This is a genomic window from Amycolatopsis pithecellobii (genome assembly GCF_009707865.1).
Classification (GTDB): domain Bacteria; phylum Actinomycetota; class Actinomycetes; order Mycobacteriales; family Pseudonocardiaceae; genus Amycolatopsis_E; species Amycolatopsis_E pithecellobii.
This window is the reverse complement of the sequence record NZ_WMBA01000004.1, coordinates 110,929-133,716: the sequence shown is the minus strand read 5'-3', so window position 1 is coordinate 133,716 and position 22,788 is coordinate 110,929. Positions and strand designations below refer to the sequence as shown.

Genomic DNA, 22,788 nt, shown 5'->3' with positions numbered 1-22,788 from the left:
TCACACCCTTCTGGCGAGCGTTGGTGTCGAGCGGTGGTCACCCCGCGATGAATTCCTGCCAACGCCGGTTGATCTCGTCGAACTTCGCCGTGAAGTCGGCAACATTCGGCGTGGCGAGCTGTCCCTTGTGCTCGGGCGCGTTGCTGAATTGCGCACGTTTCTCCGGCGGCACGAAATCCAGCGCCTTGGGATCCACGGCCGACTTCGATGCGGCCAGGGCGAACTTCGCCTGCTGCTCAGGGTGATTGGCGATCCACTCCATCAGCTGCCAGGCAGCTGCCTTGTTCGGCGCATCCTTGAGTACGACGCTGGTGCCGTCCGCGAGAACGCCGTCGGTCCAGACCGCCTTGTAGTTGCCCTGCGGGAGGAGCTCGTCGTAGATGCGGGTCGCGTAGAAGATCGCCATATCGGCTTCGCCATTCTGAAGCGCCTGGGTACCTTGGTCGGACGAGGTGTAGAACACCGACACGAACGGGCGCAGTTCCTTCAGTTTCGCGAATGTCGCATTGACGTCGATAGGCGTCGAGGCGACTTTGTCCCTGGGCACGCCCAGCGCGATCTCGGCCTGGCTGATCGGATACACCGGATTTATGCCGATGATCGCCCGCTTCTGCGGAAACTTGTGGACATCCCAGAATTCCTGCATGTTCTGCGGACAGACGGGGACCCGTTGGGTATTGCACACGATCAGCATGGCCGTACCACCGCTGTGAAACCCGTAATCGGTGACGTTCTCCTGACCGACCGCCTTGATGAGCCGGTCCTTGACATCGGGCGGCACCGGGTCGAGAAGCCCCTCGTTGGCGAGATGGGCGGTGTCCGCTCCCGTAATGGATTCGAGAATGTCCCACTGCACACGCGAGGCCTTGGCCTGCGCCTCGACGCGGGCCACGAATACGCCCGGCGCATCCACTTGCTGTCCCGCAATCCCTGTCTCAGCCGTGAACGGGCCGAGATATGCGGACTGATATGCCTTGCTCGGCGCACCGCCCCAGTTGGCTATCACCAGTGGGCCGGTGGATCCCGAGCCACTCGACGAAGCACACCCCGTGAGCGCGAGCGTTACGGCCGCGACGAGAGCTGTCATCGTCGCGGCGACACCCCTCCGATGTGACAGCGCCATGTTCTTACTCCTCACCATTGAGGCTGCAATCGTTTGCAGGGATGCTAGCCGAAGGGGTTGCCCCGTGCAAGCCTCGCTCGGCTCGACAACGTGCTCAGGGCCCAACTTCATGTCGACCACCCGACGGAGCAATCGTTTGCACGAACAGTCGGCAAGAAATAGGATGCGATGCAAATCCCGCCCCCGCTGACACGATGGATTGGCACATGAACAAACACCGCACTCTGTTCACAGGCGCGACCATTCTCCCGATGGACGGCAAGTCCGAGGACCTGGCCGTGGGAGATCTGCTCGTCGAAGACGATCTCATCGCGGCCATCGCGCCGAATCTGGACATCGATGACGCGCAGGTCATCGACGCGTCGGGAACGGTGCTGTGCCCCGGTTTCGTCGACACCCACCGGCACACGTGGCAAACGCCGCTGCACGGCGTGCGAACCGACTGGAATCTCCTCGACTACCTGACCTACATCCGCGGCATGTACTGCATCTGCTACGAGCCCGAAGACGCGGCGCTGGCAAACCGGGTCGGCGCACTGGAGGCGCTCGATTCGGGCATCACGACGCTGGTCGATCACTCGCACCTGCAACTGTCGGAAGCCCATTCGGACGGCTTGGCGGAGGGCATCATCGACTCCGGCATCCGCGGAATCTTCTGCTACGGCACATACCGGAATCTCGCCTACAAGCCCGGACAGGACGCGTCGGATCTGCCTCGTCTCCTTGGCGAGGTCAACGGCCCGCTCAACGAGTGGCACAAGAAGAACGCGACCCGTATCCGCGACACGTACTTCGCCGACGAGTCGGCCCGGGTGCGTTTCGGGATCGCCTCCCGCGAGTTCGAGACCCTTCCCGAATCGGAGTCGATGCTCGAGGAGCTGCGATGGAGCCGCACGTTGCGGCCCGCGCGCATCAGCATCCATGTCGGCATGAGCTCCCGTGAACCACTCAACGTGGTGCGGGAGCTGCACGAGGCGGGCGAGATCCGTCCGGATCTCCTTTTCGTGCATGGGAACCATCTCACCGACGACGAACTCCGGATGATCATCGACGGTGGCGCCTCGGTCAGTTCCGCGATCGAGATCGAGATGACCTACGGGGCTTATCCGGTCGTCAATCGCTTCACGCGGCTGGGCGGGCAATCGAGCATCGGGATCGACGCGACGATCGACTTCGGCGGCGACATGTTCGGGCAGATGCGGGCGCTGTTGAACGAATGGCGATTGGAGCGGTCATTGCAGAACCCCCTCAAGATGACCCGCAAAGTGCATCAGAAAAAGGTCCTCGAGATCGCCACGGTGCGCGCGGCCGAGGCCATCGGTTTCGGCGACCTCACGGGCAGCCTCACCGTGGGCAAGAAAGCGGATCTGCTGTTGCTCAGGACCGATGCGCTGGGATTGACGCCGATGTGGGATCCCTACGCCGCGGTCGTGAACTACGGCAACCCCAGCCTTGTCGACACGGTGATGGTCGACGGACGGATCGTGAAGCGGAATGGCAAGCTCGTCGGCATCGACTGGCCGGCACTGCGCGACGCGCTGGAGCGCTCGAGAGCCGACATCCGCCGACGGTTTTCGTTGATCCCTGAGCAGCCGATTCGCGAGCGGTGGGCGCAGGGGTTCCGGATCGAGATATCGGACTAGCCACTGTTTCGAAAGTGGTTTGCACAGCGGTGCAGGCAGCGGTGCGGGTTGACGGCCCACAGCAAGCGGCTCCGCCGCTTATGAAACACAAGCTGGCGATCCGCCGGAATCGGCGGTGTGGCCACGCCGGGAACGGTAGGTTGGGTGCAAACAGTTGCAGGCCGGGTAGCCTCACGGGAGGCTGCGGGGACCGTTCTGGGTGGAGGGGCCGGGTATGGCGGATGTGACGTTGAAGGATGTCGCGGTGCGGGCGGGCGTGCACGTGGCGACGGCGTCGAGGGCGTTGGATCCGGATCGTCGCCATCTGGTCAATGCCGAGACCCGCCAACGGGTGGAGGCCGTCGCCAGGGAACTGGGGTATCGGATCAATGTGCTGGCGCGGGGGTTGCGCAAGGGCAGTACCGGTCTGATCGGCGTGGTGGTGGCGGATCTGGGGAACCCGTTCCTGCCGCCGATCCTGCGGGGCGTGGAGGAAGTACTCGGCCCGCGGGGCTATCTGATCGCGGTGTCGGAGACGCACGAGGATCCCGAGACGTTGCGGCGGGTGTGTGAGCAACTGGTCGCCCGCCGGGTGGAGGGAATCGTGATCAGCGCCGCGCATGCCGGGGACGGGGATTTCCTTGCCACGGTGGAACAATCGGTGCCGGTGGTGCTGGCGGTTCGGCGGGTCAGCGGGGGTGGGCATCACACGGTCACCCACGACGATGTGCTGGGGGCGCGGCTGGTGACCGAGCATCTGGTCAAGCTCGGGCACCGGCGGCTGGCGCAGCTCCGCGGACCGCAGGACGTCTCGTCGTTCGCCGGTCGTGCCCGCGGGTTTCAGGACGTGCTCACCGAATACGGCTGCACCGAGGTCACCACCGGCGAGCCGGCCCGGGAACCGACCACCGCCGAAGGCAGACGACTCGCCGCCGCGCTGCTGGCCGCCGGGGGGCCCCGGCCCACCGCGATCGTCGCGCAGAACGACCTGATGGCCATCGGGGCCCTCGACGCCCTGGGCGAGGCCGGACTGCGCTGCCCGGAGGACATCTCCATCGTCGGCTACAACGACGCCCCCCTCACCGGCCACCTCACACCGCCACTGACCACCGTGCGCCTGCCCAGCCACGCGCTGGGCCGCCGCGTCGCCACCACGATGCTCAGCCAGCTCGACCAGAACCAGGAACCCCCCACCACCGTGGCCCTGGAACCAGAACTGGTGATCCGGGCCTCCACGGCCGCCCCGGCCGATGAAGAACCCGAAGTCGTCAGAGCAGTGCGTAGCCGAGATCGACGGGAAGCGCGACGCCGGTGACGTAGCGGGCTTCGTCGGAGATGAGATACAGCAGCGCATGGGAGATGTCGATCGGCTCGACCCACGGGTGCGGTAATGCGTTGACGGATTGGTAGACCGGCTCGACCTGTTCGCGAGTGGGGTTGGGTACCTCCGGGAGGAACATCCGGTAGTTGTCCGGGTTGTGAATCATCGGTGTGTCCACTGTGGATGGATGCAGGGAGTTGACCCGGATGTGGTGCGGCGCGAGTTCCAGTGCGGCGGTACGCATCAGGCCCAGCAGCCCGTCCTTGGCCGAGGTGTAGTGGCCCAGGTTCGGCGCGGCACGCAGCGCCAGCGACGAACTGGTGAACACGATCGACCCGCCGCGACCACCGGCCAGCAGATGCGGCACCGTCGCCTTCAAGGTGTAGAAGGCCCCGGTGAGGTTGACATCGATCATGTCCCGCCAGGCCTCGGCGGACAGCTCCGTGAGCCGGCCCGTGGAGCAGATACCGGCATTCGCGCACACCGCATCCAGGCCGCCGAGCTCAGCTACGCCCTGGTCCACCGCCGCGGTAAGCCCGTCAAGGTCACGGATGTCGGCCTTCGCCGTCACGATGCGCCTGCCCAGTCCGGCGACCTCCGCGGCCGTGGCGTCCAGATCCTCCATTGTGGACAATGGATAAGCGACGGTGGCGATGTCGGTGCACGAGTCGATCGCGATGATGTCGGCGCCTTCCCCGGCCAGGCGGATCGCGTGGCTGCGGCCCTGGCCGCGTGCGGCGCCGGTGACGAGGGCGACTTTGCCCTCGAGCCGTCCGGTCATGGCTTGGTTCCTTCCGAGTGGTGGTGGTGCTGGGCGTAGTGGCGGCGCAGGAGGTCGTGGCCGTAGTCGCCGCCGTTGGGGGTGCGGACGATGGTGTGCACGTGGAACGGCTCGGGTTCTTCGTTGTCGAGGAACACGCCTTGGTGGCAGTCGTATTCGATGAGCAGGACCGGGCTGTGCACCTTGTAGTAGAAGGCGTCCCCGTCGGCGTCACCGCCGATCCACGCGACGTGGGTTTCGTCGAGGTGGGCCCGGATCCTGGCCATCAGCGCGGCCGCGGGGCCGGCGGGCGCGCGGCCGGCGTAGGTGCCGATCAGGTCGAGCAGCAGGTCTTGCTGGCCGGCGGACAGATTGCCGGCGCGCAGTCCTTCAAGAGGGATGACCCGGTTGTCCCGTCCCGCGCCGCCCTTATGCCTGCCGTCGACGAAGTTGACCAGGTCCGCCGGCAACTCGGCCGAGAGCAACGAGCGATGCAATACGGCGCGACGCTCCTGCCGCCGGGTGAAACTGCGGCGCAGCGCCAGCCCGGCTTCGCGCTCGGCGTCGAACAACCGGAGGCCCTGGTAGGTTCCGCGGTCGGCGGTGACCGGTTCGGCGCCGACGAATGCCGGGGTCAGCACCAGCTGGCTGCCGAGGACGAAGCAGTGCAGGACGAGGTGGTGTCCCCACAGCTGCCAGCCCCAGGGACTCGTGACGGACGGAGTGCCGTACAGCGCGAAGAAATAGGCGTATTCCTTCAACGTGCCGGGGTATTGCCCGATCAGCTCGCCGAGCGCGGCGTTGAGCCGCATGGCGGTCCTGGCGTCGGAGAATCCCTTGGCCGACAGGCTCGCTTCCATGACGGCCAGCGCCGCGTCGCGTTGACCTTGTCCGACGTCGTCGAGATACACGCCGTGCGGTTCCCAGGTCGGGTAGGCGTTGGTCCACAGCCGCCACTGCTTCGCGTCGATGTCGAACCGGGCGGACTTTCGCTGCCCGGCGCTCAGCGCGGCCAGGAAGTTTTCCGCGGCGTGAACCGCGGGCTTGGGGTCGAAATCCTCGTCCTGCACCGCGAAAAGGTCCGGCACCGGCGATCCGTCGGTGGTGATGCCGACGAAGGGTTCGGCGGCGGCGGCGACCACGTCCGGCATGAGGGCGAGGATCTCGGGCGGCCTGTTCGCGGGGTCGATGCGGGGACCGGAGAGCGCGTATGTCCCGTCGGGCCGGGGACCGAAGCCGTGATAGCGGCGGTCGTCGAGTGCGGTCATCAGCTACTCCTCTCCAGCTCCAGCAGGTGCCCGAGCCGCTGTTGTTTCGTGCGCAGGTAATGCACGTTCTCGGGGGTGGCGCCGGCGGGCAGTGCGACCCGTTCCACGATCCGCAGCCCGTATCCGTCGAGGCCGGTGTACTTCGCGGGGTTGTTGGTGATCAGCCGGACGCGGCGAACACCAAGGCCGGCAAGGATTTGTGCGCCGACGCCGTAGCTGCGCGAGTCGACGGGGAGGCCTTGCGCCAGGTTCGCGTCGACGGTGTCCAGGCCCTGTTCCTGCAGGGCATAGGCGCGGATCTTGTGGGCCAGCCCGATGCCACGGCCCTCCTGCCCGCGCAGGTACACCAGCACCCCCGTGCCTTCGGCGGCGATCGCTTGCATCGCTTGCGCCAGCTGGGTTCCGCAATCGCACCGCAGCGAACCGAAAACGTCACCGGTGAGGCATTCGCTGTGCACCCGGGTCAGCACACCCTCCCGGGCACCGGCGACATCACCGAGGACCAGGGCGAGGTGTTCGGAACCGTCCACAGTGGAGCGATAGGCCAGTGCACGGAATTCACCCCATGTCGTCGGTAGCGCGGCCGTGGCGACATGCTCGACCATGCGCTCGGTGGCACGCCGGTGGCGGACGAGATCGGCGATCGCGAGGACGGGCAGCCCGTGCTCGGCGGCGAACGCGCGCAGCGAATCGCCACGCCGCATCGATCCGTCGGGTGCGATGATCTCGCTGATCACGGCGACCCCGGAGGTACCGGCGAGTCGCGCCAGGTCGACGGCCGCCTCGGTGTGACCGGCCCGCACCAGCACCCCACCGGGCCGGGCACGCAGCGGGAACACGTGGCCCGGTCGCCTCAGGTCAGCCGCGCCGGTGCGCGGATCGGCCAGCGCCCGTACCGTTGCGGCGCGATCGGCGGCCGACACACCGGTACCGGTGCCGGCGTGGTCCACAGTCACCGTGAAGGCGGTGCCGTGGGTGTCGGTGTTGTCGGTGACCATCTGGGGCAGGTGAAGCTCGTCGCAGCGCTCGGCGGGCATCGGCGCGCAGACGATGCCGGTGGTGTGCCGTACCAGGAAAGCCATCCGCTCCTCGGTGACGAACTCGGCGACCCCGACCAGATCGCCCTCGTTCTCCCGGTCGGCGTCGTCGATCACCACGACCAGTCCCCCGGCGGCGAGCGCGGCGACCGCGGTCTGGACCACTTGGGCGGGAGCCTGGCGGGTCATGTCGCCACCCCCTCGAACGTGACGTGCGTGCCGAACGAACGGGCGTGGTAGGTCAGCGGAGCGAGCCCGGAAGACTCCGCGGCGAGGACAGTGCCGAGCGCGACGACGTGGTCACCGCCGTCGACGAGGTCCGACACCTCGCACGCGAGCCAGCCCGACACCCCGTCCAGCCGGGGCAGGTCGTTCGCCGGCCGCCAGGCGATCCCGTCGAACTTCGACGCGCCCTTGACGGCGAACGCCTTCGCGACCGCGGCCTGCTCTCGTGACAGCACATTCACCCCGAACCGGCCGCTCGCGCGCACCAGCGTCAGCAGATCCGATCGGCGGTCGAGGGAGACCAGCAGCATCGGTGGCGTCAGCGACAGCGACGCGAACGCGCTCACGGTCGTGCCGTGCGGCCGGTCACCGTCCATCGCGGTCACCACCGATACCGGCGTCGGCACCCCGGCCATCACGTCGGTGAACGCGGTCATGACTGGCCGCCACTGAATTCGCGGAGCAGTTCGGCGAGCCGGCCCGGTTCGTCGACCATCGCTCCGTGGCCGCTGTGTGCCAGTGTCCGCACCGACCAGCCCGGCAGGTTCTGTTCGCGCAGCCAGCCTGCCCACCGCGGGTCGGCCATCCGGTCGTGCTCGCCCCAGGCCACGAGCACGGGTACCCCGACTTCGGCCAGCTGCGGCCGGAAGTCGATCCCGGCCAGCTGACCGAAGTAGCGTTCCGCCAGGTGCACCGGCATGTCCAGACATTTCTCCGTGAGCCAGCGTGCGGTCTCCGCATCGGTCTGGTGGTAGAAGATCTCGCCGGTCTGCAGCACCGTGGGCACGGTGCGCTCGGCGAGCGCCTGGCGCAGGCCCGCGAAGGCTTCCGGCGGCGTGCCGAGGTCGAGATCGTCCGCGGCCAGGAACCGTGGCGCCGCGGGAGCGAGCAGCGCCAGCCGCGCGATCCGGCCGTCGGCGTTGTGCTTCAGCACGGCCTGCAGGGCTACGGCGCCGCCGAGTGAATGGCCGACCAGGGTGACGCCGGTCAGGCCGAGCCGTTCGGTCAGGGCGATCGTGTCGGCGGCCAGTTCGTCGAGTGTGTAGGCGGAATCGGGTTTGTCCGACGCCCCATGGCCGCGAGGGTCGAACGTGACACAGGTGCGGTGCGGGGCGAGTTCGCGCACGACCCAGTTCCACACGTCGAGCGTGTTGGCGAACCCCGGGTGGAACACCAGCGCCGGTCCCGATCCGGCGATCCGGTAGTGCAGGCCGACGTCGCCGTCGACGGAAATCGTGGACATGTCTTGGTTCCTTTCGGACGTCAGCCGAAACTGCGGCCGGTCAGCGCGAAGTCGACCCCTTGGTCGGGAGTCACCCCGCGGGCCGGTTCGGGGACCAGCAGCACCAGGTGACTCTCCGGGCCGGGACCGCTGTTGCGGTTGCGATGCGGCACCCCCGCGGGGAGCACGACGAGGTCGTGGCGGGTGGCCCGGACGTGCCGGCCCGCGATGTCGATGTCGAGTGCGCCGTCGAGGATGAAGTAGAGCTGGTCGAAGTCGTGGATGTGCCACGGCGTTCCCGGCGAGCCCTCTTCCACGGTGGCGAGGCGGAACGAGGTGCGCCCGCTGCCGGTGTCCCGGTCGGCGAGGACCCGCATGTGGAAACCGGGCAGGACCTCCTTACCGGGAATGTCCGCCGCCGCACGGACATAGGCCGTGCCAGGGCCGCCGCGTTCGTCCGGCGCGGCCGGGGTGGCGAGCGGGACACCGCGCGGCGGGGGCGGGAGCATGACGTCGAGGTGGAGTTCGGTGCCGGAATGCGGGTATTCGTTGCGGTGCGGCGTGCCCGCGGGGATGAAGACGACGGAGCCGGCCTCGACGTCGTAGTGGTCTCCGTTCAGCTCCAGGCTCATCCGACCGTCCAAAATGTAGTAGAGCTGGTCGGCCGCGTCGTGGGAGTGCCGGTCGAAACCGACGGCGCCGTGCGGCGCCCGGACACCTTCGATCAGGCAGCTTTCGAGATCCGCGAGGGGCTGGTGGTCGAACCTGTCCCCGGCGAGGCGGCCCGGTTCGAACCTGCGGACGAATTCCATCACGATCTCCTTTTCACTGGGCGAGATAACCGCCGTCGACCGCGAGTTCCGCGCCCGTGACGAAACTGGATTCGCCGGAAGCCAGGAACAGGCAGGCGCAGGCGATCTCGCTCGGCCGGCCGGCCCGGCCGAGCGGCGTGGCGCCGATGATGACGGCGTTGACCGCCGGATCGTTGGCCTGAGTCATCGGGGTGTCCACGAAACCCGGATGGACGGAGTTGACCCGGATGCCGTCCTGGGCGTAGCTGATCGCCGCGTTCTTGGTCAGTGTCCGTACCGCGCCCTTGGCGGCGTGGTAGGCGGCCAGCCCCGGCACGGCGGTCACGCCCCAGATCGACGAAACGTTGACGATCGAGCCGCCACCGCCGCGGCGCATCACCGGGATCACCTCACGCATCCCGAGGAACGCGCCGGTCTGCGAAACCGCGATGACCCGGTTCCACGATGCCAGGTCCGACTCCACGATCCCTTCCGCGACACCGATTCCCGCGTTGTTGACCAGCACATCGACCCTGCCGTGTGCCCGCTCCGCTTCCGTCACCACGCGGCGCCAGTCCTCTTCGGACGAAACGTCCAGCGGTACCAGATCACCGTCCGGGCGGACATCGGTGGCGATGACCGTCGCGCCTTCCTGGGCGAACAGTGTCGCGACGGCGTGTCCGATACCGCCCGCCGCGCCGGTCACCACGGCGACCTTGCCGGTGAGGCGTCCCATTTTTCCTCCAGTCACGGGAAAATCCGGTTGTCGTTACGATTGACCACGAAACCGGCGCCGCGCCGCGCGAAGTCCCCGATCGCGTCCGCCGTGGCCTCCGGCCGTTCTTCCTCGAGGACGTGCCCGGCGTCGTAGACGAACAGCACCGCGAAATCGGGGTTCAGCTCCAGATACCGCCGGGCCAGCGAAGCGGGGATTCGTGGATCGTGCGTGCCGAACAACAGCAGCGTGGGCACGTCGAGCGTGCGGTACGCGGCTTCGAGCTCCTCGTCCCGCGGTGTCAGCAACCGGCCGACGAGTTCGGCCTGCTTTGCCGCCGTACCAAGCGAAAGCGGTGCTCGTGGCCGCGCATTCTCGGGGTGGGCGTACAGACGCTCCGGGCCACCGAGCATCTGCTCCCCGGTCGGCGGGGTGAAACCGTCCGGCAGGACCCCGGTCGGCGCCAGCAGGACGAGCCGCTCGATTTCGTCCGCGTGCCGTACCGCGGCCCAGGAGGCGATCCGGCTCCCGAACGAGGTGCCGGCCAGCGTGTAGGGACCACCGGTGACCCGGCGGGCCGCCTCGTGCATGGTGTCCGCGAGCTGCGCCGCCGTGGCACTGCGGGTGTTGGCCGGCGACTCGCCGAAACCGGGAATCTCAAAGAGGATCACGCGGAAATCCGCGGCGAGCGCTTCGTGGGCGGCGGCGATGGCCGCGCCACCCGCCCCGTGCAGAAACACCAAAGGTGCGCCGGATCCCGCCTCGCGGTAAGCGATGTCGAAGCCGTCCGCGTGCACGGTGGCCCCGGTGAACGTTTCAACGGACATCGGCGGACTCCTCGTCCTGGGCGGCACCCAGGTGCCGCAGCTTCGGGATGACTTCCTGCCCGAACAACGTGAGGCTGCGCGTGCGCTCCTGTTCGGTCAGCCCGCCACCGGAGAACCCGAGATCGAACAGGCCGACGCCGGTCTGCTCGTGGAACTCCGTCAGCTGCCGCACCACCTCGTCCGGGGTGCCGGAGAAGTTGAGCTTGCCGAGCGCGAAACCCGCGGCCTTCCCCTTGGCGTCCGCGCCGCGGTTCCTACCGTCGGCGTCGGTGCCCAGCTCCGTGGGATCCGGGGGCGGTTTCAGCTCGGACGCGACGGTCGCACCCCGGCCCATGAACGCCGCGGCCTGCCCGAAACCGCCCACGCCGTAGTACTTTCCGGCCAGAGCGCGGGCTTCCCGCTCGGTTTCCGCGACAGCGACGTGTGCCCGGTAGAGGATGTCGGAGGGACGGCTTGTCCGGCCTGCTTCGGCGCATGCTTCCCGATAGGACTGAACCAATTGGGCGGTCAGGTGCGCGGGATAGAACGAGATACCGATCTTGTGCCCGTGTGCGACCGCGTACCGCACGGACTCCGGGCTGTTGCCCGAGCCGAAGATCGGCGGATGCGGATGCTGGGACACCCCCGGCCACACCGAAATCGTGGGGTAGCGATAGTAGCGGCCCTGCCAGCCGAACGGGTGCGGTTCGGTCAGCGCCATCGTGATCAGCTCGACTGCTTCCTGGGTGCGGCCGCGGGTTTCGGCCGGGTTGACGTTGTAGGAGACGAACTCGTTCGGGGTGCCGCGCAGGAACAACATCTCCAGGCGGCCGTGGCTGAGCTGGTCGAGCATGGCCGCCTCTTCGGCGATCCGAAGTGGATTGTTGATGGACACCAGCGGCCCCATCCAGCCGATCCGCACGCGCTCGGTCCGCTGGGTGAGGGCCGCTGCGATCACCGCGGGATTGGGGCTGGGCAAAGAAGGCCAGTAATGGTGCTCGGACACGCTGACCATGTCGAAACCGAGCTCCTCGGCCAGCGCTGCCTGATCGAGTGCGAAGTCGGTCGACCGCTCACCGACCTCACGCCGGTAGCGTGCCGAAGGTACCGGCCAGCTCGTCTGTGTCCGGTAATGCTCGGTGTCGCCATAGATCTGGGAACACAGGAAAGAAAACTTCATCGTCATCCGCCTTGTCGCCGGGGCCGGTCAGCGCAGGGTGAGCGAGCGAAGCGCCGGCGCGACTTCCTTCGCGTAGAGCTCCACCGACCGCTGGGTCTGCTCCTTTGTGAGCTGTCCGAACGAGAACCAGTTGATCAGGTGACCGCAGCCGATCTCCTCGGCCTGCGCGACAAGCTGGTCTCGCACGGTGGCCGGGGAACCCACCACGACCGCGCCCGAGGCCACCAGATCGTCGAACGTCACCCCGCCGCCGGTGACGAACGGCCGGAAGAACGAGGAGTATCCCTCGTAGCCTTTCGCCAGGTTGTCGACGTCCTCGGGTACCGCGGCCCGCTTGAACAACTTGAAAACGTGGTCCAGCGCGGGTTCGGCGAGTTCCCTCGCCTGCTCGTCGGTGTCCGCGACGAATGCCTGGCGCAGCACGGCGATCTTGTCGGCGGACGGCGTCCGGCCGGCGGCGACCGCGGCCTCTTCGTAGGCCTTGCGCATGCCGGCGAGCCCTGCCGGCGGGACGAACGACATCGCGATGCGGTAGCCCTTCGCGGCGGCCCAGCTGACCGTCGAGGGACTCAGCGCGGTGACCCAGACCTCAGGCGCGTTCTTGGGCCTCGGGTAGATCGACGCGTCGTCGTAGTCGAAGAACCGGCCGTGGTGGGTGAAACGGGGTTGGTGCCACGCCTTTTCCATCAGGTCAAGGGATTCCTCGAACCAGGCACGGGTGTCCTCGAGCGGGAAACCCTCCTTTTTGAACTCCAGGTCGTCCGAGCCGCGGCCGAACCCGACCTCGAGACGGCCGTGGGTGAGGTAGTCCAGCATCGCGGTTTCCTCGGCCAGCCGCCGTGGATTGTGGAATGCCGTGACGTTGCACATCACGCCGAGGTGCATCCGGCTCGTCCGCTGCGCCAGGCTCGCGACGAGCAGGTTCGGCGAGGGGCTCATGTTGTAGGCGGTGAAATGGTGCTCGGAGAAGAAAACCCCGTCATAGCCCAGATCCTCGGCCTGGACCCAGGTCTCCAGATGCCAGTCGTACTCGTCCTGCACCAGATCCGGGTCAAGGCCCTCGGGCCGGGAATCATAGGGATAGTTGAAGATGTCGAACAACCAGGATTTGACCATGCGAGAAGCGTAGGAATTCCGGCCGGCTCCGAAGGTCCGCGATACGCTGAATTCCAGCCGCTTTCCGCAGTTGATCAGTCCACTGAGGACGGATCAGTAGGCCGATTCCCGTGCTGTCCTGCGTAATGTCTCCGAAGGCGAGCACCCGTAGCGTTGCCGGTAGGCGACACCGAACCGCCCGTAGTGGTGGAATCCCCAGCGGCGGGCCACCGCCGCGGCGGTGGTCACCGCCGAGTCGGACCGGCACAACTCCTCATGTGCCCTGGCCATCCGTACCTTGCGCAGGTACGCCATCGGCGAGGTGCCGACGTACTTGCGGAACCCCTCCTCGAGAGCGCGTATGCCGATCGCGGCCGCCCGTGCCACGTCGGCCACCCCGAACACCGACATCGGGTCCCCATCGATGAGCTCGATCGCCCGGCGCAGATTCCCCGGCGCGACAGCCGGCCGCGGTTCGTGCAACTTCGCCGAGTAGTTGTGCGGCTGAGCCAGCAGCAGCCCGGTCATCACCAGCCGCGCCATGCCGGCACCCATCATGGGATCGGCGGTGATCCCGTCAGGCCGGCTCAACTCGCTGCGCAGCAGGCTGACCGTGCGAAGAACCGACCGGACCGGCGGATCGTTCAAGTCCAGGCTCGGCTCGAACCGGATCGGGCCGGTCAACGGCTCGTCGAGCATCGTGGCCAGCAGTGATTCGAGCACGTCGACATCCAGGCGCGCGGTCAGCACCCGGCAGTCGTGACTCCAGTTTTCGAAATACAACGGGTCGGACGGGCTGATGACCACACCGGTCCTCGCCGACGCCTCGACGCTGCGCCCACCCGAGCCGACCGTCACCCTTCCCATCAAGGGCACACAAAGGACATAACGGACCCCGGCCGGCACGGTCACCCGCACATCGGTGCCGTAGGACAGATAATTGAGCTTCAATCCGGGCAACTCGTTGACCCACAACCGCATGTCCAACGGCTTACTCCGATCCACCACCTCCACCCGCCCCGGCTCGTAACAGCGGGAAATAGCCTCGGTGGCCTCGTGCGGATCAGTCGAGCGCAAAAACACACCCGCGGGCGTCGCCACTTCGTGCGGCACGACCCACGGCTCCACATCGTTGTACTCCGTCGACGACATCGGCGACTCCTCAGTACTGAACCCGGCCAGACTAAGCGCCCGGACTTGGCCCTGAGGGTCCAGTTTACGCATGAGAACAGCCGCGAATCGCGGATCGGCCGAACATCGTCACGTGCGGACCCGACGCCGGATCAGCGTCGAGATGGTCACCGCCAGTACCAGGGAGCCGCCGTAGAAGGCGTCCTGGATCCAGCTCGTCACGCCGGCCAGCTGGAGTCCCACGATGCCGGTCTGGAGGAAGTAGATCGCGATCACCGCACCGAGTGCGTTGAACCGGCCGGGCTGGATCGCCGCCGTGCCGAGGAACACCGCGGCGAACGCCGGAAGGAGGTAGAGCTGCGAGGTCGCCGGGTCGTAGCCACCAAGGGACGCGGCCAGCACGACCCCGGCGATACCGCAGAACACCCCGGAGACCACGTACGCACCGATCCGGATCCGGCGGACCGGGACACCGGCGAGACGCGCCACCTCCCGGTTGGTGCCGACGAACGACATCCGCAGGCCCAGTGGGGTCTTCGCGAGCACATACGCGACCAGTACCGTGGCGGCGAGTCCAAAGTAGAACGAATGCGACAGTCCGCCGAGTGCACCGTTGAACGCACCGGTGAACGACGGGGTCAGGCCCTGCACGGTGTTGAGATCCGTCAGCCACAACGAAACTCCGCCGAGTAACGTGCCCATGCCGAGGGTGACCACGATGGCGTTCACCTCGACCAGCACGATCAGAACCGCGTTGATCGCGCCCACCCCGGCCGCCGCAACGATCGCGATCAGGCTCGACAGCCACGGATCGATCCCGTGGTTCACACTCAGCAACGCGGTCAGGGTGCCGGCCAGGCCCATATTCGCCGATACGGACAGGTCGAATTCGCCGACGACGAAGACCACCACCAGCGCGAGCGAAAGGAACACCAGGTGCACCGGTGAGCTGAAGATCGTCTGGAAGGTCCCCGCCTGCAGGAACATCGCGCCGTTGGTGGCCGCGAACACCCCGATGAGCAGTGCCCAGGTCACCACCAGGGAACCGCGTCCGAGCACCGCACCGGCTGTGCGAAGAAGAGCCGGCGTGTCATCCGGCACGGAAATGATTTCGAGTGCTTCGTCGGTCATGTGGCCGGCTCCATCCAGGTCGCGTCGAGGATGTCATGTGCGGACAAGGGTCCATTGAGGACAGTGGTGACCCGCCCCTGGCCGAACACCAGGACGCGGTCGCAGAGCGCGGACAGGTCGCCGGCCTCCGCGGAGGCCACCAGGATCGTCGTCCCCGCCGCCGCGACCTGGTGCAGTGCTTCGAGGATGTCCCGGCGCGCCCCGACGTCGACGGCCTGCGTCGGCTCGTTCACCAGCAGCAGGCGCGGATGCTCGGCGAGCCACTTGCCGAGCAGGACCTTCTGCTGGTTGCCTCCGCTCAGCGTGCCGACGTTCGCCTTCGGGTTCGCCGGGACGACGCCGAACCGGGTGATCGTCGCGCTGGTGGATGTGTCCCGCCACGGGCCGACCGACCACCGCCGGGAACGGCCCGGCAGCCACGGCAGCACCACGTTGTCACGGATCGTCTGGTCCGCGCCCAGGCCTTCGACCATGCGCTGCCCTGGCACCAGCACGACCCCGCGGCGGCCGAGTGCCGCCGGTGAAGCGCCGGTCAGCCGCACCTCGGTCCCGTCGACGGCGAGCCTTCCCGCGCTGACCGGCAGCGCGCCGCCGAGCAGGTAGGTGACCGTCTCGAACCCCGAGCCGGGCATGCCGGTCATGCCGACGATCTCGCCACGGGAAAGGCCCAGTGACAACGGTTCCGACAGTCCGGTTCCGCGCAGGCCGTCGAGCCGGATGACCTCCGGTGCACTGCTTTTCCGGGCCGGACGGCGGAAGTCCGCCAGCGCGTCGCCCAGCATCGTGACCGCCAGGGTGGCCTCCGACAGACCGTTCGTGCTCAGGCCGGACGCAACGCAGCAGCCGTCGCGGAGTACGGAAACCCGGTCGCAGTGCTCGATCACCTCGTCGAGCCGATGTGCGATCAGCAGGACGGAAGTCCCTTCACGCACGAGGCTCCGGAGCGTCCCGTAGAACTCGGCCAAGGCGCCGGGGGAAAGCGCCCTGGTCGATTCGTCGAGCACGATCAGGCCCCGTCCGGCCGGGTGGTTCTGGAGTGCCCTGGCGATCGCGACCCGCGCGCGGTCGGCCTCCGACAGGTGCATCGCGAGCTGGTCGACGCTGCCCGCGAACCCGAGCCGGTCCAGCGTCCTGGCGGCGAGATCGCGTTCGCGCGGCCAATCGATGCGGCGGCTGACGCCCCGGCCCCGCATCGCGCCGATCCGGATGTTCGATGCGACCGACCGGTCCGGCAGGATGCCGAGATCTTGGTACACAATGGACACTCCGGTGGCGTGCAGGTCGGGCAGCCGGAGCGGGAACGGGACCGTGGCGCCGTCGATGGAAAGACGAGCACCGTGGTCCGGGGCATGGTAGCCGGAGATGATCTTGGCGAGTGTCGACTTCCCGGAGCCGTTCTGGCCGACCACCCCGTGGATTTCTCCCGGCTGGACGGTGAGGTCCACTTCGGACAGTACCCGGCGGTGGCCGAAGGTCTTCGACACCCCATGCAGCTCGAGCCGCGGCGCGGGGTCAGCCATCGATACCCCACAGCTGCTGGAACTGCTGCGGATAGTCGACCGGACCGAACCAGCTGCCGTTGAGCGCGTTGTCGTTGGTCAGCGGGCCGACCGAGTCGATGTTGGTCTTGTCGAAGACCCGCACCGGCAGGAAATTCGTGACCGGCGCCGGTTTGCCCAGCAGGATCCGCAGCATCGCGTCCATGGCCGCCCAGCCGCCGTAGTTGCGGTTGGCGGCACCGTCCGCGGCCTGCCCGCCGGACTTCACGAGCTGCATCGAACTCAGTGCCGCCTCGATCCCGACGAACTTGAGCTGGGCGTTCGGCACCGCGGTGCGCGCGCCGCTGACCATCTGGGGGATGAGGAAGTCGAAGTTCGCGAGGGCGTAGCCGATCTGGTGATCGCGCAGCAACGCGGAACTCGTCAGCGTGCCGACCCGGTTGGTCGTGCCGGTCGTGAAACCGGCCACGGTGACCTGGCAACCCGGACACTGCCGGCTGAACGTGTCCTTGCTCCCGGCTTCGATGTTGTGCGAGGCACCGGGATCGTCGGTGTTCTCGGTGATCAGCACGTTGGCTTTGCCCGCCGAATCGGCGATGATCCACTCCGCGGCGGCGGCCTGCGACGCGGTGTCACCGACGTCGAAATACTTCAGGTTGCCGGTGTCGGTGCCGACTTCGCCCATGGACAGGATCGGCACATTGTGCGAAGCCGCGTTGTCCACGGCGGTCTGCACGCCGTGCGGGTCGACGCCGTCGGTGAAAATCCCCGCGGCACCGGCCGAAACGGCCGAGTTGATGCAGGCGGCCTCAGCCGGCGGGCTGAGCTTCCCGTCGCAGACCTGCAACGGCATCTTGAGTGCCCTCGCCGCGTCCTGCAATGCCTTCAGCTCCACCGCCAGCACCGGGATCTCCGCCGAGACCGGCACGAACCACAGGCTCTTGCCGGCCAGCGTTTTCGTGTCCAGTGCGGGTCCCGGCGCCACGAACTTGTTCGCGGGGGCGAGCAGTTGCCCGATCTTCGCGGACACCGCACCGGCGGGCTGGTGACCGTCCGGCTGCGCGGACGAGGAACAGGCCACAAGGGACAGAGCCAAGCACGCGGCGACCGGCACCGCGGGCCAATGCGGCCGCGGTGATCGTTTCCAGCGACGGTTCCGGGCAGCGCGACGTGCGATCATGGCGAACCTCTCTGTTCTGGCCGTGGTCGGCAGGGCAGGTTCACGCTAGGACGCGATTCCGGTGCGCGAGAGCCGTTTAGCGCGGCAGTTGAGCCGTTTTACGAGACGGCCGCCCGGAAAGTTCTGTCGCCATATTCCGCAAAACAGAATCGTATGTTCCGAACCGGAAGCAAGGGGCGATAGTGGGAGCATGACCAGTTCTCGTGGCTCGGACTCCGGCGCGCTCGAGCTCAACCGCACCAGGAAGGACATCCGATGAAGCTCGCCACCATCCGATCCGGGAACGGCACTCGTGCCGTCAGGCTTGAGGGCGAGGTACTCGTCGATCTCGGATACGCCGACCTGCGTGAGCTGTTCTCGCGGCCCGACTGGCAGACCGTGGCCACGCATGCTTCCGCCGGGACATATCCGGTCGGGAACGCGGACTTCGCGCCTGTCGTGCCCAACCCGTCGAAGGTCGTCTGCGTCGGCCACAACTACAAGAACCACATCCGGGAGATGGGTCGCGAACTGCCGTCGTATCCGACCCTGTTCCCCAAGTTCGCCGAGACCCTGCTGGGCGCGAACGACGACATCGCCAAGCCCGCGGAGACGGACGCGCTCGACTGGGAGGCCGAACTCTGCATCGTCGTCGGCAAGGAGGTCCGCCGCGCGGACGAAGCGGCGGCCGTGGCGTCCATCGCCGGCTTCACGGTCATGAACGACATCTCGGTGCGTGACTGGCAGTTCCGCACCGTCGAGTGGACCCAGGGCAAGATCTGGGAGGCGACCACGCCCGTCGGTCCGTTCGTCACCACCCCCGACGAGGTCGGCGGTGTCCGTCCTGCCCTCGAGGTCAGGACGCTCGTCGACGGCGAGGTCAGGCAGCACGACAACACCGGCGACCTGCTGTTCGATCCGGTTTCTCTGGTGCGGTACGTTTCCACGATGATCACGCTCCGGCCGGGTGACCTGATCGCCACGGGCACCCCGGCCGGCGTCGGCCACGCACGCAACCCGAAAACCTACCTCGCCGGCGGCGCGACGGTCGTGACCGAAATCGAGGGCCTCGGCGCGTGCACCAACCGGATCGTCGCCTGATGACTCCCGACGCGCGTCACTGGGTGCGGCAGGGCACCACGCTCTTTCTCGATGCGGCCGGGAACCTCACCGAGACCGAATACGACGGCGCGAGCCTGCTTCCCGGCTGGACCCGACGGCACCTCGTCGCGCACGTCGCCGCGAACGGCGATGCCTTGGGCAATCTGGTCCACTGGGCCGCCACCGGCGAGGTGACCCCGATGTACGCCTCCGCCGGGGAGCGCGCCGCCGGCATCGAGCGGGGCGTCTCGATGACCGCCGCCGAGCTGACCGGATGGGCGCGGCACTCAGCGACCGCACTGGACGAGGCGATGGGCCGGCTCACCGACCAGCAGTGGCGGGCCGAAGTCGTGACGGCACAAGGGCGCACCGTCCCCGCCACCGAGATCCCCTGGATGCGCGCACGGGAGGTCTTCGTGCACGCCGTCGACCTCGACCGCGGCATCGGCTTCGCCGACCTCCCCGCGCAATTCCTCGAAACCCTCGTCAGCGATATCCGCACAAAACGAGGCCTCTCACCGTCCGCGCTCCCCCGCGGCCCGCTCGCCGACGTGGCGGCCTGGCTCGCCGGCCGGCCACACACCCTGGCCGACGCCCCCGAACTCGGCCCCTGGCTCTAGCTCGAGTTCCCGCGCGAGTTGCACGTTCCCGCCGCGCGAGTTGAGCGTTCCCGGTGCGCGAGTTGCACGTTCCCGGTGCGCGAGTTGCACGTTCCCGCCGCACGCAACGCTCAACTCGCGCGCTCCCAACGCTCAACTCGCGCGCTCCCAACGCTCAACTCGCGCGCGTGATCTCTTCGAGCAGTTCGAGAACGTGCCGGTAAGCCTGACCGGTGGCGCGCGTCATCCCGAGCTCACACGTGCGGTTGCACGAAGCGTGTGCTGCGGCGGCCACCGTCACCACTTCTCGCGCCTCGGGCGCCGTGGCGGCTGCGGTGAGCTCGGGGTGGAGCATGCCCCGGTCGCCGGCGAAAGCGCAGCAACCCCAGTCGACCGGCACGTGCACGTCCTCGGCGACCACCCGGGCGACCGCGAGGAGGGCGTCGTCCACGCCGAGCTGGGCAGAAGAACAGGTGGGGTGCAGGACCAGGGCCGGGAGCTTCCGCGGCGGAGGCAGCCGGGGCAGCACCTGCTCGGCCACGAATACGACCGCATCCTCGACACGAACGCCAGGCACGCCACGCAAAACTTTCGTGAAACCCTCCGTGCAGCTGGTCGCGTCACTGATCACCCGGGCCTGGCCCGCAGAAGTCACCGCTTCGATCACCCGTGCGCGCATCTCTTCGTAGCCGCGCGGGAAACCCTTCGACGACCACGGCGTACCGCAGCACAACGAGTCGATCCCTTGCGGCACCGCCAATTTCAGACCTGCCCGCTCACACAGACGCTCCAGACTGACCTGCACACCCAGACCGGCGGAGCCGAACATCGAGCCGACGCAGGCCGGGAGATAGAGCGCGTCGGCGCCCTCTATCGGAGGCCGGGCACGCCGTCGTCCACCCGCCGGCAGATCCGGGGTCCAGCGGGGGACGGCGTCCGCCCCGAGGACCGCGCGACCCGCGTCGGTTGCCCCGGTCACCAGCGCGGACGGAGCATGTGCCGCCACGCTCAGGGCCAGGGAGCCGGCCCGGGACACGCCCGACCAGTGCTTGGCGGCCACGGTCCACGCCGCCGTTTCGGCGCGGCCGTGGACGTCGCGACGCAGGCGCTTCACCAAGTCGCCGGTGTTGATGTGCACCGGACACGCCGTCTGGCACATTCCATCGGCGGCGCAGGTGTCCAGACCGTCGTATCGGTATGCCTCCTCGAGCTCGGCAACCAGCTCGCCGTCCTCGTCGCGACGGGCCGACTCCGCGGCCCGCCGCGCGACGATCCGTTGACGCGGGGTGAGCGTGAGGTCCTTGCTGGGGCAGACGGGCTCGCAGAACCCGCACTCGACGCAGCGGTCGACCTCCTCCTCCACCCGCGGATGCAGCTTGAGGTGCTTGAGATGTGCGGCCGGGTCGTCGTTGAGCACCACGCCGGGGTTGAGGATCCCGTCCGGATCGAGGAGACGCTTGGTCTCCCGCATCACGTCGTACAACTCGTCGCCGTATTGACGGCGCACATACGGCGCCATCACCCGGCCCGTGCCGTGCTCGGCCTTGAGCGACCCGCCGTGGCCGAGCACCAGGTCGACCATTTTCTCGGTGAACGAGTGGTAGCGCGCCAGCCGGGCCTCGGACTCGAACCGGTCCGTGAGCATGAAATGGACGTTGCCGTCCTTGGCGTGCCCGAAGATCACGCTGTCCCGGTAGTCGTAGGTGCGGAAGAGGTCGCGAAGGCTCTCGCAGGTGTCGGCGAGTTGCCCGACGGGCACCACGATGTCCTCGAGCAGAGCCGTCGTGCCGGGTGGCCGCGCTCCGGCAACCGAGGCGTACAAACCTTTACGAAGCTTCCACAGCTTTGCTCGTTCTCCCGGATCGCCGTCGAGCCGGACGGGCGTGGTGAGCGGCAGGTCGGCCAGTGTTCCGTCCCCCGATGCGACCAGCTCGGCCAGCTCCCCGGCGGTGCCGGCCTGGTACTCGACCAACAGCGCCGCCTGCTCCTCCACCTGAAGCGCCGCGACTTGAGCCGGGACGTCCGAGGCGGCCCCATGGGTCTGCGCGACCCGCAGGGACGTCGCGTCCAGCAGCTCGATCGTCGCCGCACCGGTGCCGATCAGCGCCGGCAACGCGCGGTTGGCGTCAGCCAGCGACCTGAACACCGCGAGACCCGACGCGACGTGCTTGCGCACCGGAATGGTCCGGAAGGTCGCTTCGGCCACGAAGGCCAGCGTGCCCTCGCTCCCGATGGCCAGGTGAGCCAGTATCCGGGCGGCCGTATCGAAGTCGACGTAGGAGTTCACGCCGTAGCCCATCGTGTTCTTCATGGCGAACTGCCGCGCCACCGTCGCCAGCGAGCCGGGGTTGCCGCGCACCCGGTCCCGCAGTCGTAACAGCCCTTCGTACAACCGCGGCTCGAGTGCGCGCAGCCGCTCATCCGCATCGCGCGCGCCCGTGTCGACGACCCTGCCCGAAGGCAGGACCAAGACGAGCGACTCGACGGTGCGGTAGCAGTTCTCGACGGTCCCGCAGGCCATGCCGCTGGAGTTGTTGGCGACGACGCCGCCGACCGTGCAGGCCGCCTCGCTCGCCGGATCGGGGCCGAGCCGTCGCCCGTACGCCGCCAGCCGGGCGTTGACCTGACGCAGCGTCAGGCCGGGCTGCACACGGACTCGCCGGCCTTCGTCGAGCACCTCCAGTTCGCGGAAGCCGGTCCGGACATCGACGAGCACGCCGTCCGTCACCCCCTGACCCGACAGGCTGGTACCTCCTGCCCGGAAGGTCAGCGGGACCCGGAGGCCGGCCGTCGCGCGCATCAGCCGGCCCACATGTTCGGCGTCCCGTGCCACCACGACTGCCTGAGGTGTCAGCAGGAAATGCGACGCGTCGGCAGCACGAACGTGCCGGTCGAGGGCTCGTAGTCGCACGTCGCCGTCGTCGCCGAGCGCGCTGCGCAGCGCGTTGCCGAGGTCCACCATGGACCAGATTGTCTAGCAAGTATGCCGAATAGACAACCTGT

General features: G+C 67.9%; 20 protein-coding genes. 4 read left to right on the top strand and 16 right to left on the bottom strand.

Annotation, left to right across the window (positions count from 1 at the left end; translation table 11 throughout):
• Nucleotides 1–37: 37 nt before the first annotated feature.
• A complete protein-coding gene (locus GKO32_RS04390) occupies nt 38–1,087 on the bottom strand; it encodes an extracellular solute-binding protein (protein WP_166459370.1) in 1,050 nt (349 codons plus the stop codon).
• 242 nt (nt 1,088–1,329) lie between these two features.
• Here GKO32_RS04390 and GKO32_RS04385 point away from each other — a divergent pair, with 242 nt between their 5' ends.
• Both GKO32_RS04385 and GKO32_RS04380 read left to right on the top strand, forming a co-directional pair.
• Nucleotides 1,330–2,766 (top strand): amidohydrolase family protein, encoded by a 1,437-nt coding sequence (locus GKO32_RS04385; protein WP_166459369.1) that lies wholly within the window; start codon nt 1,330–1,332, stop codon nt 2,764–2,766.
• 214 nt (nt 2,767–2,980) lie between these two features.
• Nucleotides 2,981–4,060, top strand: coding sequence for a LacI family DNA-binding transcriptional regulator (locus tag GKO32_RS04380; protein ID WP_154755463.1), 1,080 nt, complete (start codon nt 2,981–2,983; stop codon nt 4,058–4,060).
• Here GKO32_RS04380 and GKO32_RS04375 read toward each other — a convergent pair.
• The 14 genes from GKO32_RS04375 to GKO32_RS04310 all read right to left on the bottom strand — a co-directional run bounded on the left by GKO32_RS04375 (nt 4,014) and on the right by GKO32_RS04310 (nt 18,106).
• On the bottom strand, nt 4,014–4,847 hold the full coding sequence (locus GKO32_RS04375; RefSeq protein ID WP_154755462.1) for a mycofactocin-coupled SDR family oxidoreductase: 834 nt from the start codon (nt 4,845–4,847) through the stop codon (nt 4,014–4,016). The genes GKO32_RS04380 and GKO32_RS04375 overlap by 47 nt on opposite strands.
• A complete protein-coding gene (locus tag GKO32_RS04370; protein WP_154755461.1) occupies nt 4,844–6,094 on the bottom strand; it encodes a DUF3500 domain-containing protein in 1,251 nt (416 codons plus the stop codon). The genes GKO32_RS04375 and GKO32_RS04370 overlap by 4 nt, the downstream gene beginning before the upstream one ends.
• On the bottom strand, nt 6,094–7,320 hold the full coding sequence (locus GKO32_RS04365; protein ID WP_154755460.1) for a bifunctional 3,4-dihydroxy-2-butanone-4-phosphate synthase/GTP cyclohydrolase II: 1,227 nt from the start codon (nt 7,318–7,320) through the stop codon (nt 6,094–6,096). Before GKO32_RS04365 ends, GKO32_RS04370 begins: the two co-directional genes overlap by 1 nt.
• Nucleotides 7,317–7,793 carry a flavin reductase family protein gene (locus GKO32_RS04360; RefSeq protein WP_154755459.1) on the bottom strand — a complete coding sequence of 159 codons (477 nt, stop codon included), beginning with the start codon at nt 7,791–7,793 and terminating at the stop codon, nt 7,317–7,319. The genes GKO32_RS04365 and GKO32_RS04360 overlap by 4 nt, the downstream gene beginning before the upstream one ends.
• Nucleotides 7,790–8,599 carry an alpha/beta fold hydrolase gene (locus GKO32_RS04355; protein WP_154755458.1) on the bottom strand — a complete coding sequence of 270 codons (810 nt, stop codon included), beginning with the start codon at nt 8,597–8,599 and terminating at the stop codon, nt 7,790–7,792. Before GKO32_RS04355 ends, GKO32_RS04360 begins: the two co-directional genes overlap by 4 nt.
• A 20-nt stretch (nt 8,600–8,619) precedes the next feature.
• Complete coding sequence (locus GKO32_RS04350) at nt 8,620–9,390, bottom strand: cupin domain-containing protein (protein WP_154755457.1); 771 nt, start codon at nt 9,388–9,390, stop codon at nt 8,620–8,622.
• Nucleotides 9,391–9,403: 13 nt separating this feature from the next.
• Complete coding sequence (locus GKO32_RS04345) at nt 9,404–10,105, bottom strand: SDR family NAD(P)-dependent oxidoreductase (RefSeq protein WP_154755456.1); 702 nt, start codon at nt 10,103–10,105, stop codon at nt 9,404–9,406.
• A gap of 11 nt (nt 10,106–10,116) precedes the next feature.
• Nucleotides 10,117–10,911 carry an alpha/beta fold hydrolase gene (locus GKO32_RS04340; RefSeq protein ID WP_154755455.1) on the bottom strand — a complete coding sequence of 265 codons (795 nt, stop codon included), beginning with the start codon at nt 10,909–10,911 and terminating at the stop codon, nt 10,117–10,119.
• The gene (locus GKO32_RS04335) at nt 10,901–12,070 is read right to left on the bottom strand and encodes an LLM class flavin-dependent oxidoreductase (protein ID WP_166459368.1); all 1,170 of its coding nucleotides are present in this window, start codon (nt 12,068–12,070) and stop codon (nt 10,901–10,903) included. Before GKO32_RS04335 ends, GKO32_RS04340 begins: the two co-directional genes overlap by 11 nt.
• 27 nt (nt 12,071–12,097) lie before the next feature.
• Nucleotides 12,098–13,186, bottom strand: a complete 1,089-nt coding sequence (locus GKO32_RS04330; RefSeq protein WP_154755453.1) for an LLM class flavin-dependent oxidoreductase — start codon at nt 13,184–13,186, stop codon at nt 12,098–12,100.
• Nucleotides 13,187–13,279: 93 nt separating this feature from the next.
• Entirely contained in the window at nt 13,280–14,317 is a 1,038-nt protein-coding gene (locus tag GKO32_RS04325; protein WP_166459367.1) for an AraC family transcriptional regulator, read from the bottom strand.
• 108 nt (nt 14,318–14,425) lie between these two features.
• Nucleotides 14,426–15,427, bottom strand: a complete 1,002-nt coding sequence (locus GKO32_RS04320) for an ABC transporter permease (protein WP_154755451.1) — start codon at nt 15,425–15,427, stop codon at nt 14,426–14,428.
• Nucleotides 15,424–16,947, bottom strand: coding sequence for a sugar ABC transporter ATP-binding protein (locus GKO32_RS04315; RefSeq protein WP_154755450.1), 1,524 nt, complete (start codon nt 16,945–16,947; stop codon nt 15,424–15,426). Before GKO32_RS04315 ends, GKO32_RS04320 begins: the two co-directional genes overlap by 4 nt.
• Entirely contained in the window at nt 16,940–18,106 is a 1,167-nt protein-coding gene (locus GKO32_RS04310; protein WP_154755449.1) for a sugar ABC transporter substrate-binding protein, read from the bottom strand. The genes GKO32_RS04315 and GKO32_RS04310 overlap by 8 nt, the downstream gene beginning before the upstream one ends.
• Before the next feature lie 255 nt (nt 18,107–18,361).
• On the opposite strand from GKO32_RS04310, the gene GKO32_RS04305 reads away from it, so the two are divergent.
• Together GKO32_RS04305 and GKO32_RS04300 are read left to right on the top strand one after the other, a co-directional pair.
• On the top strand, nt 18,362–19,186 hold the full coding sequence (locus GKO32_RS04305) for a fumarylacetoacetate hydrolase family protein (RefSeq protein ID WP_154755448.1): 825 nt from the start codon (nt 18,362–18,364) through the stop codon (nt 19,184–19,186).
• Complete coding sequence (locus GKO32_RS04300) at nt 19,186–19,806, top strand: maleylpyruvate isomerase family mycothiol-dependent enzyme (protein ID WP_154755447.1); 621 nt, start codon at nt 19,186–19,188, stop codon at nt 19,804–19,806. The genes GKO32_RS04305 and GKO32_RS04300 overlap by 1 nt, the downstream gene beginning before the upstream one ends.
• 154 nt (nt 19,807–19,960) lie before the next feature.
• Here the strand turns inward: GKO32_RS04300 and GKO32_RS04295 are convergent, their stop codons facing one another.
• Nucleotides 19,961–22,747 carry an FAD-binding and (Fe-S)-binding domain-containing protein gene (locus GKO32_RS04295; RefSeq protein ID WP_154755446.1) on the bottom strand — a complete coding sequence of 929 codons (2,787 nt, stop codon included), beginning with the start codon at nt 22,745–22,747 and terminating at the stop codon, nt 19,961–19,963.
• Nucleotides 22,748–22,788 lie beyond the last annotated feature (41 nt).